This window comes from Solilutibacter pythonis, assembly GCF_003697345.1.
GTDB classification, from domain to species: domain Bacteria; phylum Pseudomonadota; class Gammaproteobacteria; order Xanthomonadales; family Xanthomonadaceae; genus Solilutibacter; species Solilutibacter pythonis.
Window position 1 is genome coordinate 117,343 of sequence record NZ_RFLY01000001.1, and the last position, 12,235, is coordinate 129,577.

The 12,235-nt window shown below is 66.6% G+C and carries 9 protein-coding genes; 3 read left to right on the plus strand and 6 right to left on the minus strand.

Annotated features, from left to right (window positions below; translation table 11 throughout):
- The first annotated feature begins 7 nt into the window (after window positions 1–7).
- Together EBB59_RS00585 and EBB59_RS00590 are read left to right on the plus strand one after the other, a co-directional pair.
- Complete coding sequence (locus EBB59_RS00585; RefSeq protein ID WP_122100212.1) at window positions 8–3,463, plus strand: efflux RND transporter permease subunit; 3,456 nt, start codon at window positions 8–10, stop codon at window positions 3,461–3,463.
- Complete coding sequence (locus EBB59_RS00590) at window positions 3,460–6,585, plus strand: efflux RND transporter permease subunit (RefSeq protein ID WP_122100213.1); 3,126 nt, start codon at window positions 3,460–3,462, stop codon at window positions 6,583–6,585. Before EBB59_RS00585 ends, EBB59_RS00590 begins: the two co-directional genes overlap by 4 nt.
- Window positions 6,586–6,607: 22 nt before the next feature.
- Here EBB59_RS00590 and EBB59_RS00595 read toward each other — a convergent pair whose 3' ends face one another.
- From EBB59_RS00595 to ykgO, 6 genes are all read right to left on the minus strand, one after another.
- Window positions 6,608–7,420, minus strand: a complete 813-nt coding sequence (locus EBB59_RS00595; RefSeq protein WP_122100214.1) for a DUF4198 domain-containing protein — start codon at window positions 7,418–7,420, stop codon at window positions 6,608–6,610.
- Between the two features lie 42 nt (window positions 7,421–7,462).
- A complete protein-coding gene (locus EBB59_RS00600) occupies window positions 7,463–8,662 on the minus strand; it encodes a TraB/GumN family protein (RefSeq protein WP_211327663.1) in 1,200 nt (399 codons plus the stop codon).
- 41 nt (window positions 8,663–8,703) lie between these two features.
- A complete protein-coding gene (locus EBB59_RS00605) occupies window positions 8,704–9,591 on the minus strand; it encodes a carbon-nitrogen hydrolase (protein ID WP_122100216.1) in 888 nt (295 codons plus the stop codon).
- Entirely contained in the window at window positions 9,591–10,625 is a 1,035-nt protein-coding gene (locus EBB59_RS00610) for an agmatine deiminase family protein (RefSeq protein WP_122100217.1), read from the minus strand. Before EBB59_RS00610 ends, EBB59_RS00605 begins: the two co-directional genes overlap by 1 nt.
- Before the next feature lie 55 nt (window positions 10,626–10,680).
- Window positions 10,681–11,007, minus strand: coding sequence for a hypothetical protein (locus EBB59_RS00615; RefSeq protein ID WP_122100218.1), 327 nt, complete (start codon window positions 11,005–11,007; stop codon window positions 10,681–10,683).
- A gap of 185 nt (window positions 11,008–11,192) precedes the next feature.
- On the minus strand, window positions 11,193–11,318 hold the full coding sequence (gene ykgO / locus EBB59_RS00620) for a type B 50S ribosomal protein L36 (protein WP_010342887.1): 126 nt from the start codon (window positions 11,316–11,318) through the stop codon (window positions 11,193–11,195).
- 128 nt (window positions 11,319–11,446) lie between these two features.
- Between ykgO and cmk the strand changes: the two genes are divergently transcribed.
- Entirely contained in the window at window positions 11,447–12,163 is a 717-nt protein-coding gene (gene cmk / locus EBB59_RS00625; RefSeq protein ID WP_122100219.1) for a (d)CMP kinase, read from the plus strand.
- The last annotated feature ends 72 nt before the right edge of the window (window positions 12,164–12,235 follow it).

Genomic DNA, 12,235 nt, shown 5'->3' on the forward strand with positions numbered 1-12,235 from the left:
GCCCGCGATGACGCCTTCCCGTGGCTTCAATCTGGTCGAGTTCGCAACCCGGCGCCGCGTCACCATTCTGATGATGATGGTGACGCTGGTGCTGTTCGGCTTGATCGCGCTGTCCGGCCTCAAGGTCAATTTGTTGCCCGATCTCAGCTATCCCACGCTCACTGTCCGCACCGAGTACACCGGCGCTGCGCCGGTCGAGATCGAAACGCTCATCACCAAGCCGGTCGAGGAAGCGGTTGGCGTGGTCAAGGGGCTGCGCAAGCTGAAGTCGGTTTCGCGCACCGGCCAATCCGACGTGGTGCTGGAGTTCGTCTGGGGCATCGACATGGACAAGGCCAGTCTGGAAGTGCGCGACAAGATGGAAGCCCTGCAACTGCCCCTGGACGCCAAGCCGCCGGTACTGCTGCGCTTCAACCCCTCCACCGCACCGATCATGCGCCTGGTGCTGGCGACGAAATCCACCGACGGCGACGACAGCGCGCTGACTCGGCTGCGTCGCTACGCCGACGAGGACTTGAAGAAGAAACTGGAGCCGGTCGGCGGCGTGGCCGCGGTCAAGGTGGCGGGTGGGCTGGAGGACGAGATACAGGTCGAGATCGACCAGCAGAAACTGGCCGCGCTCAACATCCCGATCGACACCGTGATCAACCGGCTGAAGCAGGAGAACGTGAATCTCTCCGGTGGCCGACTGGAAGAGGGCGCCCAGCGCTATCTGGTGCGCACGGTCAACCAATTCGGTTCGGTGGACGAGATCGCCGAGCTGCTGGTCACTACCCGCAATGCCGGCAATGCCGAGGCCGAAAGCGCCGCGGCGCAGATGGCGCGAGTGGCGGCGGCCTCGGGCGATGCCAACGCGATGTCGGCCGCGGCCTCGGTGCAGAGCGCCACTGGCGGCGGCGGCGCCGAACCCGGCGGCGGTTTGCCGGTGCGGCTGAAGGACATCGCCAGCGTGCGCCAGGGCTTCAAGGAGCGTGAGGCGATCATCCGCCTTGGCGGCCGCGAGGCGGTCGAACTGGCGATCTACAAGGAAGGCGATGCCAATACCGTCGCCACCGCCGACAACATCGACAAGACGCTGGCGGCGATCCGCAAGCAGATGCCGCCGGAGGTGACGCTCACCACCATCGATGACCAATCGCAGTTCATCCGCCATGCCATCCGCGACGTGCAGGTGGATGCGGTGATCGGCGGCTTGCTCGCGGTGCTGGTGATCTTCCTGTTCCTGCGCGATGGCTGGAGCACTTTCGTGGTCTCGCTGTCGCTGCCGGTGTCGATCATCACCACCTTCTTCTTCATGGGACAGCTCGGACTTTCGCTCAACGTGATGTCGCTGGGTGGCCTGGCGCTCGCCACCGGGCTGGTGGTGGATGACTCGATCGTGGTGCTGGAGTCGATCGCCAAGGCGCGCGAACGCGGTCTGGGCATCCTCGATGCGGCGATCCGGGGCACGCGCGAAGTCAGCATGGCGGTGGTCGCCTCCACCTTGACCACCATCGCCGTGTTCCTGCCGCTGGTGTTCGTCGAGGGCATTGCCGGCGAACTGTTCCGCGACCAGGCGCTGACGGTCGCCATCGCCATCGCGGTCTCGCTGCTGGTTTCGATGACCTTGATCCCGATGCTGTCCTCGCTCAAGGGCCGCGCACCCCTGGCCTTCCCCGAAGAGGCGCCGCGCGAACGCTTCGAGGCGCGCACGCACTGGCAGAAGCCGTTGGTGGCCGGGTCTCACGGCATCGGCCGGCTGTTTTCGATGCTCGCTTACGGCCTCGCCCGGGGGCTGGTGCGGCTTTGGCGCGGGCTGGTGCGGGTAGTGTCGCCGGTGATGGGCAAGGCCAGCGACATCGCGATGGCGCCTTACGATCGCGCCGAACGCGGCTACCTCAAGCTGTTGCCGGCGGCGCTGAATCGCCCGGCGCTGGTGCTCATCGCCGCCTCCGGCGTATTTGCGGCATCGATGCTGCTACTGCCGCTGCTCGGCGCCGATCTGATTCCGCAGCTCGCCCAGGATCGTTTCGAAATGACGGTCAAACTGCCGCCCGGCACGCCGCTGCGCGAAACCGATGCCGTGGTGCGCCGCTTGCAGGGCAAACACGGTGGCGATGCCGGCTTGCAGGCGCTCTACGGTGTGAGCGGCAGTGGCACCCGGCTCGATGCCAGCCCGACCGAAAGCGGCGAGAACATCGCCAAGCTGACAGTGGTGATGAAGGGCGGTGGCAATGCGAAGACCGAGGCCGCGCTCACCGACGGGCTGCGTCGGTCGATGGCCGGGCAGGTCGATACCCAGGTCGATTTCAGCCGCCCGGAATTGTTCGCACTGTCCACACCGCTGGAGATCGAGGTGTCCGGCAACGACATCGGCGAGGTCGAGACGGCCGGCCGCGGACTGGCGGCGATGCTGCGCGCCAATCCGCACTATGCCGATGTCAAATCGACCGTGGAGCAGGGCTATCCCGAGATTCAGATCCGCTTCGACCAGGCGCGCGCGGCGGCGCTCAACCTCACCTCGCGGCAGATCGCCGACGTGGTGGTGAAGAAGGTGCGCGGCGAGGTGGCCACGCGCTACGGCTTCCGCGACCGCAAGATCGATGTGCTGGTGCGCGCCGAGGCCGACCAACGCGCCACGCTGGAGGACATCCGCAGCCTGGTGGTGAATCCCGGCGCCGGCAGGCCGGTGCGTTTGTCCGCGGTGGCCGAGGTCGAGGCCGGCACCGGTCCCAGCGAGATCCATCGCGCCGATCAGGTGCGCGTCGCGGTGGTCTCGGCCAACCTCGAAGGCATCGATCTCGGCGGCGCGGTGGAGGAAGTGCGGAAGATGGTCGCCGCCAATCCGCTCGGCGCCGACATCGGCCTGCATATCGGCGGGCAGGGCGAGGAGCTGCAGGCCGCGGTGCGTTCGCTCTTGTTCGCCTTCGGGCTGGCGGTGTTCTTGGTCTATCTGGTGATGGCCTCGCAGTTCGAATCGTTGCTGCATCCTTTCGTCATCCTCTTCACCATCCCGCTGGCGCTGGTCGGCGCGGTGCTGGCGTTGTTCCTGACCCGCTCGCCGGTTTCGGTGGTGGTGTTCATCGGCCTGATCCTGCTGGTGGGGCTGGTGACCAAGAACGCGATCATCCTGATCGACAAGGTCAACCAGTTGCGGTTGGAAGGCGTGCCCAAGCGCGAAGCGCTGGTCGAAGGCGCGCGCTCGCGCCTCAGGCCCATCGTCATGACCACCGCCTGCACCCTGTTCGGTTTCCTGCCGCTGGCGCTGGCCTTCGGCGAGGGCGCCGAAGTACGTTCGCCGATGGCGATCACGGTGATCGGTGGCCTGCTGGTCTCGACCTTGCTCACGTTGCTGGTGATTCCGGTGGTGTACGACCTGCTCGACCGCGGGCAGGACGCGGACTACGCCGAGCGTGGCCGCCGCGAACGCGAGGACCGTCTCGCGCTGGACGCCGCCCTGGCCGAGGATGGGGCCGCCGGATGAGCATCGCCGAGCTCAGCATCAAGCGTCCGATCACCACCATCATGCTGTTCGTGTCGATGGTGGTGGTGGGGTTGATCGCCGCGGTGCGGCTGCCGCTGGAATCGATGCCGGATGTCTCGGCGCCGTTTCTCTACGTGATGCTGCCGTACCCCGGCTCCACGCCGGAGGAAACCGAGCGCGCCCTCCTGCGTCCGGCCGAGGAGACGCTGGCGACCATGACCGGCGTCAAGAACATGCAGAGCAACGCGACCAGCGAGAGCGCCGGGGTGTTCCTGCAATTCTCCGATTGGAGCCGGGACATCGCCATCGCCACCGCCGAGGCGCGCGAGCGCATCGATGCCATCCGCAACGAGTTGCCGGACGACCTGCGTCGCTACATGGTGTTCAAGTGGTCGAGCGCGGACGAGGCCGCGATCACCCTGCGCGTCTCCAGCCGTTCGCTCGATCTCACCCGCGAATACGACCGTCTAGATCGCGGCTTCAAGCGTCGGCTGGAGCGCATCCCCGGCGTGGCCAAGGTGGAAATCCACGGCGCGCCGCAGAACGAAGTGGAAATCGCCGTCCAGCCGGACCGGCTGAGCGCCAATGGCGTCAGCCTGGATGCGCTGGCGGCCAAGCTGCAAACGGTGAATTTTTCGGTATCCGCCGGCGAGATCGACGACGGCGCGCGCAAGCTGCGGGTGCAGCCGCAAGGCGAACTGCGCGACCTCGACCAGCTCCGTGAACTGGTGCTCGACACGCGCGGCACGCGACTGTCGGATATCGCCGAGGTGCGCCTGAAGCCGGTGACGATGCGCTCCGGCCGCCGCCTCGATGGCCGGCCGGCGGTCAGCATCGATATCTATAAGGAGCGCGATGCCAACCTGGTGCAGGTCTCGCGCGAGGTCAACGCGGAGGTGGCGGCGATCAAGCGAACTTCCGCCGTGCGCGACATCACCGTCAGCGTGGTGGAGGACCAGGGCGAGGCGGTGGTGGGTTCGCTGCTGTCGCTGGCCGAGGCCGGCGTGATCGGCCTGCTGCTGTCGATCATCGTCCTCTACTACTTCCTGCGCGACTGGGCGGCGACGCTCATGGTGACGCTGGCGATCCCCATCTGTTTCATCATGACGCTGGGCTTCATGTACTTCGCCGGCGTCACGCTCAACGTGCTGACGATGATGGGGCTGCTGCTTGCCATCGGCATGCTGGTGGACAACGCCGTGGTGGTGGTGGAATCGATCTACCAGGAGCGCGAGAAGATGCCCGGCCAGCCGCGTCTGGCTTCGATCCTCGGTACCCGCCACGTCGCCATCGCATTGACCGCGGGCACGCTCTGCCATTGCATCGTGTTCGTGCCCAACCTGTTTGGCGAGCGCGACATGATCTCGATCTACATGGCGCAGATCGCGATCACCATCAGCGTCTCGCTGCTGGCCTCCTGGCTGGTGGCGGTGAGTCTGATCCCGATGCTTTCGGCGAGGTTGAAAACGCCACCGACGCTCGGCAACCGGCGCGGCTTCATCCATCGATTGCAGGAACGATACGCCGGCTTTCTGCGCTGGACGCTGGAGCACCGCGCCAAGAGCGTGCTCGGCATCGTTTTCATCGTCGCCATCAGCGCGATCCCGGCGGTGATGACCAAGAACAACATGTTCGGTGGCGATGAAGCCGGCTCCGTCTTCATCCGGTTCCAGTGGAAGGGCGCCTACACCCGCGCGCGGATGTCCGAGGAGGTGTCGCGGGTCGAACGCTACATCGAGGCCAACCGCGAGCGTTTCCGGGTCAATTGGGTGTCCTCGCGCTTCTCCGAGAATGGCGGCGCGGGCGTCTACGTCGAGCTGACCACCAAGGACCCGGAGGCCACCGAGCGCGTTACCGAGGCGATCCGCGAGGGCTTGCCGAAATCGGCCCGCGCCGATATCACCCTGGGCCGCCAGGATGGGCCGGGCGGCGGCATGCGGACGAAGAAGATCGAAGTGCGGCTGGTGGGCGATTCCACCCAGATGCTGGGCGAACTCGCCACCGACGTGGTGCCGATCCTCGCGCGTCGTCCCGAGCTGCGCGATGTGCGCGTGGATGCCGGCGACCGCAACACCGAGCTGGTGGTGCGGGTCGATCGTGAACGCGCGGCGGCGTTCGGTTTCAGCGCGCAGGAAGTGGCGGGTTTCGTCGGCATGGCATTGCGCGGACAGCCGCTGCGCGAGTTCCGTCGCGGCGACGTGGAGGTGCCGCTCACCGTGCGCTTCGCCGACGCGGAGCGTTACGACGCCAGCGACCTTGCCGCCCTCACGGTGAAATCGAAAGACGGCCGCGATGTGCCGCTGATGGCGATGGCGGACGTGACCTCGCAGCCGGCCGCCGGCGTCATCCAACGCACCAACCGCCAGACCACGCTCAACCTCACCGCCAACCTGGCGCCGGGCACCACCATGCCCGAGGCGCGCAAGGCGATGGAATCGGCGCTGGGCCATGTCGCCTGGCCGGCGGGCTACAGCTACACCTTCGACCGGGTCAACTTCATGGACGAGAGCGAGGCGATGCGGCAGATGCTGTTCAATCTGCTGATCGCGGTGGTGATGATCTACGTGGTGATGGCGGCGGTGTTCGAATCGCTGCTGTTCCCGACCGCGATCATGAGCGGCGTGGTGTTCTCGATCTTCGGCGTGTACTGGCTGTTCTGGCTGACTGGCACCGAGTTCAACATCATGGCCTTCATTGGCATCCTGGTGCTGATGGGCGTGGTGGTGAACAACGGCATCGTGATGGTGGAGCACATCAACAACCATCGCCGCGCCGGCATGAGCCGCACCGACGCACTGGTTGCCGGCAGCCGCGAGCGGCTGCGTCCGATCCTGATGACGATGGGCACGGCGATCCTCGCCATGATCCCGATCGCGATCGGCAAGACCCAGATGGCCGGCGACGGCCCCAGCTATTACCCGATGGCCCGCGCCATCGCCGGCGGGCTGGCGTTCTCCACTGTGGTCAGCCTGCTGTTTCTGCCGACCATCTACGCCATCCTCGACGACTGGCGCGCCAACACCGCGCGGATGTGGCGGCGCGCGCGCGGCGTGTCGCCGCCGGGTGGCGGAGCGGGTGCGGTCGCGAACGTTGCACCGCTTGCCGCGAGTCGGCAGGGGTGAATTCGAAGGGTGGTGGCAGCGCTCACTCTGGCTTCGGCAGCCGCACTTCGAGCGTCAGCGCGGCGTTGTGGCTTTCCCACAGCCCGGGGCCGGTTTTCTTGTGCGATGTGGTGAGGAGATAAATCAGGCCGGCGCGCGTCGGTTTCAGGGTGAATTCGCCATTGGTATCGGCGTGCAGGTTGCTGGCGCGGATGTTCTCCACATCGTAGAGATCCTCGATGCGGTGATGGCGGTAATGTTCGTTGTCCTCGGCGATCACGATGCGCGCATGGGCGACGGGCTTGCCGTCGTGCAATACGCGCAAGCGCAGGCTGTCGCCCAGTGTCAGCGCGGTAGGGGCGGAGAGGGGAATGATCTCGATGCCCTCGTTGAACGGGCGCGGCGCGTAATTGGCTTCGCCCTGGCTGATATGGGCATCGGCGCGGCTGAAATATTGCATCCGTGCCGGTTGGCCGCGGTGGCGCGCCATGTCGTCGGCGAAATACAGTTTGCCTCCGGCGGTTTCCACGGCGTGGTAATTCGGCCCTTTTCTGACGCCCGTGCTGATCCGGTAGCTGCCTTCGCCCGCCAGCCGCGGTTCGAGATAGACGGCGGCGGGGGTGCGGGCGGTGGCGGTCAGCGGTGTCCGCTTGCCGTCGGGGCCGACCATCACGAAATTCGGTGAGTCCATTGCGAAATCCGCCTGGAACGGCAATTCCGTGAAGGCGGATTCGATGTGCAGGCGCGGATGCTCGACCTGAAACTGGTTGGGTTTCAGGAAGGGTACGTGCGCGCTCAGCCCGCTGCTGGCGAGGAGCAGGAGGGAGGCGCAGAGGCGGTGTGCGAGATTTTTCATCGTTGGCTCCAGGGGGAATGTCGCTTGCCGGCGGATCGGCCTTCAGCCGATCAGTTTGCCCAGCATCTTTGCCCCGCCCAGCCAGACGCCGATCATGGTGCCGAAGTTGGTCAGGAAGAACACCAGCATGATCCGCGAGACGCGGTTGCGGTATGCGCCGCGTAGCGAGGTCACGTCGTCGCGGAGCGCCATGAAGTCGGCGTAGGTCGGTTTGCGCAGGCCGGCCTCCACCAATGCGCTGACCATGCCCGAGGCCAGCGCCGGGTGCAGGGGCGTTACCGGCGAGGCGAGCGCGGCGGCCAGGATGCTCAGAGGGTGCCCGCCGGCGAGCAGACAGCCAAGGGCGCCAAGCCCCGCGGTCAGCGCCACCCAGTAGCCAATCAGGTTCGCGCCGACATCGAATCCACCGCGCCAGAACCCCCAGGCGAATCCGCCCAGCACGAAGACGGCGAGAAAGATCGTGAACCACGGAATGTCCGATTTCGGCTTCAGCGTTTCCAGGCGCTCCAGCGCATCGGCGGGTAGATCCTCGTCCTCGCGCAGGTGGCGCGCGGTTCCGGCCAGATGCCCCGCGCCGATTACCGCCAGCACGCGCTTGGAATCGCCCGCGCTCTGGCGGAGTTTCGCCGCCATGTAGGCATCGCGCTCGGCGATCACCGTTTCGTACAGCACCGGGCTGCCTTCGGCGAATTCGGCGAAGCTCGCTTCCAGCATGTCGCCTTCCTTCAGCTTCTCGATGGCGTCGTCCTCGACTTTCTCGTCGAACAGCAGTGAGGCGAGGATGCCGCCGCCCAGCTTGGCGCGCTGCCACCAGCCCAGCCGTTCGGAGGCGCGTTTGAAGGTGAGGCCGATGTCGCGGTCGATCAGGTGCGTCGGCAGGCCGCGCGCCTTGGCTTCGCCAGCCGCGGTCTTCAGTTCGGCGCCAGGCTCGATGCCGAGCTGCTCGGCCAGCCGTCGCTGGTAGGCGGCCAGGCCGAGGTTGGCGGCGAACATCGGGATCTTGTTCTCGCGGATCACCTTGACGATGTCGAGCTTGGCAAGCTGCTCCGGGTCGTTCATCGCCGCGTGGCGTTGCGTGTCCAGTTCGACCGCCACGGCGTCGAATTCGCCGCCGCCGATCGCCGCGCGCACGGCGTCGACACTGGCCTGCGAGACGTGCGCGGTGCCGAGCAGGGTGTAGGTGACGCCGTCGCGTTCGACGACGGCATGCGGCTGGCCGCGCCAGTCGAAATCTTCTTGCATCGTGTGTTCTTCTCGTGGAGTGCCGGCCATGCCAGGGGGGCTTAGTCGCGGTAGCGCCGGGTCAGGTCGCCATAGGCATCGATGCGGCGATCACGCAGGAACGGCCATATCCGGCGCACGTGCTCGCTGCGTTGCATGTCCACCTCGGCCATCAGGATCGTCGGTTCGGCGCCGGCCTCCGCGATGAACTCGCCCTGCGGGCCGAGTATGTGCGAGTTGCCCCAGAAATCGATGCCGGATGCACCGAGTGGCGATGGCTCGTGACCCACGCGGTTGCACGAGAGCACCGGCAACCCGTTGGCCACCGCGTGTCCGCGATGCGAGAGCACCCAGGCGTCGCGCTGGCGGGTCTTCTCGTCTTCGCTATCGTCCGGCTCCCAGCCGATGGCGGTCGGGTAGAGCAACAGCTCGGCGCCGGCCAGCGCCATCAGGCGTGCGCCCTCGGGATACCACTGGTCCCAGCACACCAGCACGCCGAGCCGCCCGACCGAGGTGTCGATCGGGGTGAAGCCGAGATCGCCGGGGGTGAAATAGAACTTCTCGTAGAAGCCGGGGTCGTCCGGGATGTGCATCTTGCGGTATTTTCCGGCGATGCCGCCGTCGGCTTCGAACACCACGGCGGTGTTGTGGTAAAGGCCGGCGGCGCGCTTTTCGAAGAGCGAACTCACCAGCACCACGCCGTAGCGCTTCGCCAACTGACCGAGCCGTTCGGTGGAAGGGCCGGGGATGGTCTCGGCCAGGTCGAATTCATCCACCGATTCGTGCTGGCAGAAATACGCGCCGTTGTGCAGCTCCTGCAACAGCACCAGTTTCGCGCCCCGTGTGGCGGCCTCGGCCACGCGCGATTCGACTTGGGCGAGATTGGCTTCGGCGTCGCCGTGGTTGCTTTCCTGCACCAGGGCGACGGGCAGGGTCTTGTACCGGGACATCAGCGAAGCCCTCGTGGAAGTTGCATGGTGATGCAATGCAGGCTGCCGTTCTGCCGGATCAAGGGGCGGCATGGTACCTGCACGATTTCGCGCCCGGGGAACGCCGTGGCCAGCACGGTGGCGGCGCGCTCGTCGGCGTCGTCGCCGTAGGCCGGCATCAGCACCGCATCGTTGACGACCAGAAAATTGGCGTAGCTGGCGGCCAGCCGGCGGCCTTCGTCCAGGATCGGTTTGGCCCACGGCAGCGGGAACAGCCGGTACGGCCGGCCGTCGCGAGTGCGCAGCGCGGCGATTTCGTCGGCCATCGCCTTCAGTTCCGCGTGGTGGGAATCGTCCGTGTCGTCGCAGGACTGGAACACGATGGCGTGATCCGGCGCGAAGCGGGCGAGGGTATCGATGTGGGCGTCGGTGTCGTCGCCTTCCAGATAGCCATGGTCGAGCCAGAGCACGCGCTCTTGCCGCAGCCAGCCGCAGAGCTTCGCCGTCAATGCCTCGCGGCTGGCGCCGGGGTGGCGCAGGGACAGGCATTGCCAGGTCGTGAGCAGCGTGCCGTCGCCGTCGCTGTCGATGGCGCCGCCCTCCAGCGCGAAATCGATCGACTCGTGTTGGGCGCTCCCCAGTGCGCCTTGCGCGCGCAGGCGTTCGATCAGCCGGTCGTCGTCGCCGGCTTCGAACTTGCCGCCCCAGCCGGTGAAGCGGAAGTCGAGCAGGCGGAACGCCGCCGGGCCGGCCGTGAGGGTGATCGGGCCGCTGTCGCGCAGCCATGTGTCGTCGTAGGGAGCGGTGACGAAACTCACACGCGCCATGTCGATGCGGTTGGAGCGCAGGCGCGCCTCGGCATAGGCCTCGACGTCGTCGTCACCGACGATGACGACAACCGGCTGGAAGCGCGTGATCGCCGCGGTCAGTGCGATGTAGGTTTCTTCGACTTCGCCGAGATGCTCGGCCCAGTCGGTCTCGGCGTGAGGCCAGGCGATGAGGATGGCCGATTGGGGTTCCCATTCGGCAGGCAGGCGCAATAGGTTCTCGGTCATGGGGCAATGGCGGGCAGCCGCGTTTCACGGCGAGGGGAAAGGGAGAAAGGACGGCTCAGCGAATCGGTGGTTTCGGGGGCAGCTCGTTGGGCGAGGCTTGATTCAGTACCACGTCGATCACCTTGCCGCGTTCGAAATAGACGGTGTAGGCGGGGTAGACCCAGCGCTCGATGGTCGGCCACTGGCGCTTCTGGCCGCCGCGTGGATCGAGCCGCGATTGCGGCGCGCCGAAGTGGCGCTCCACCTCGGCCATGCGGGTGCCGCGCGTGGGTTTGGTGGTGCCATCTTTCTGCTTGATACGCTCGGCCAGCAGCACGTCGGCGTGGGCGCGGGGGAGCATGAGCAGAAGGCCGCAGGCGGCGAGGATCGGTAGGCGGGGCATGGCAAGGTTCCGGTCGCGGGATGTTGCCGATTCTAGTTCAGCTTTTCGGATCTGCATGGCGCCGTATACACGCGGGCTGGCCGGCGCAGCGAATTTGCCGGCACGAAAAAGCCGCCCAAGGGCGGCTTGTCGGCCACGGCCCCGGCCGTGGAGAGGGGCTGAAGCAATGCCCCGTGTTTGGTTTCTCAGCGCTGGCGGGCCTTGAAACGTGGGTTGGACTTGCAGATCACGAAGACCTTGCCGCGACGGCGAACGACCTTGCAGTCGCGGTGACGGGCCTTCGCCGACTTCAGGGAGGACAGGACCTTCATGACAAACCTCTGATGGCGAAACGGATGGGAATAACGAAGCCCGGCATGATACCAGTAAAATCCTTGCGGGCTCAAGGGGTTGGAGTGGAGGCGTCCGGTCAGGTCCGTGCTTCGTTAAACTGGCCGGCATGAACGACGCCACCGAAGCCGCCCGAATCGCCATTCCCGTGTTGACCATCGACGGGCCTTCCGGCTCCGGCAAGGGCACCATCAGCCGGCGGGTGGCGGAGCGTCTAGGTTGGCATTATCTCGATTCCGGTGCGCTTTATCGCGCGGTCGGTGTGGCCGCGGCCTGGGAGGGCGTGGATCTGGGGGACGAAGCGGCGGTGGAGGCGTGTGCGCGGCGTACGCGCATCGAGTTCCGTGACGACGCCCAGGGCGAGCCCAGGGTGATCGTCAACGGCCAGGACGCCACCGACCGGCTGCGGCTGGAGACCAGCGGCGCCGCGGCCTCGGCCATCGCGGCGATGGTCGGCGTGCGCGCGGCGTTGGTGGAGATGCAGCATGGTTTCCGCCGGCCGCCGGGCCTGGTGGCGGATGGCCGCGACATGGGAACGGTGATTTTCCCCGATGCCGGCCACAAGGTGTTCCTGACCGCGAGCGCCGAGGAGCGTGCCGAGAGGCGGCATAAGCAGTTGATGCAAAAAGGGGTTTCCGTTAAGCTGAGCAGTCTGCTGGGCGAGATCGTCGCCCGTGACGAGCGAGACGCCAGCCGGGCGGTCGCGCCGCTCAGGCCGGCGCCGGATGCTGTCGTCATCGACACCACCGGCATCGGCATCGAAGCGGTGGTGGCCCGCGTACTGGCGCTCCTTGATGGAATGCGCCACGAACCGGCCCGGCCTTGACGCCCGCGCGGTACGGCCTCGACCAGCAGGACACGCCCGTCGGAAGCGATTCCGGCGGTTTTCCACTTCAAC

What these genes read in the sequence shown, in the direction of transcription:
- cmk (WP_122100219.1), top strand. Translation starts at nt 11,447, where the DNA reads ATGAACGACGCCACCGAAGCCGCCCGAATCGCCATTCCCGTGTTGACC.
- EBB59_RS00590 (WP_122100213.1), top strand. Translation starts at nt 3,460, where the DNA reads ATGAGCATCGCCGAGCTCAGCATCAAGCGTCCGATCACCACCATCATG.
- EBB59_RS00610 (WP_122100217.1), bottom strand. Translation starts at nt 10,625, where the DNA reads ATGACCGAGAACCTATTGCGCCTGCCTGCCGAATGGGAACCCCAATCG.
- ykgO (WP_010342887.1), bottom strand. Translation starts at nt 11,318, where the DNA reads ATGAAGGTCCTGTCCTCCCTGAAGTCGGCGAAGGCCCGTCACCGCGAC.
- EBB59_RS00615 (WP_122100218.1), bottom strand. Translation starts at nt 11,007, where the DNA reads ATGCCCCGCCTACCGATCCTCGCCGCCTGCGGCCTTCTGCTCATGCTC.
- EBB59_RS00600 (WP_211327663.1), bottom strand. Translation starts at nt 8,662, where the DNA reads ATGCAAGAAGATTTCGACTGGCGCGGCCAGCCGCATGCCGTCGTCGAA.
- EBB59_RS00585 (WP_122100212.1), top strand. Translation starts at nt 8, where the DNA reads ATGACGCCTTCCCGTGGCTTCAATCTGGTCGAGTTCGCAACCCGGCGC.
- EBB59_RS00595 (WP_122100214.1), bottom strand. Translation starts at nt 7,420, where the DNA reads ATGAAAAATCTCGCACACCGCCTCTGCGCCTCCCTCCTGCTCCTCGCC.
- EBB59_RS00605 (WP_122100216.1), bottom strand. Translation starts at nt 9,591, where the DNA reads ATGTCCCGGTACAAGACCCTGCCCGTCGCCCTGGTGCAGGAAAGCAAC.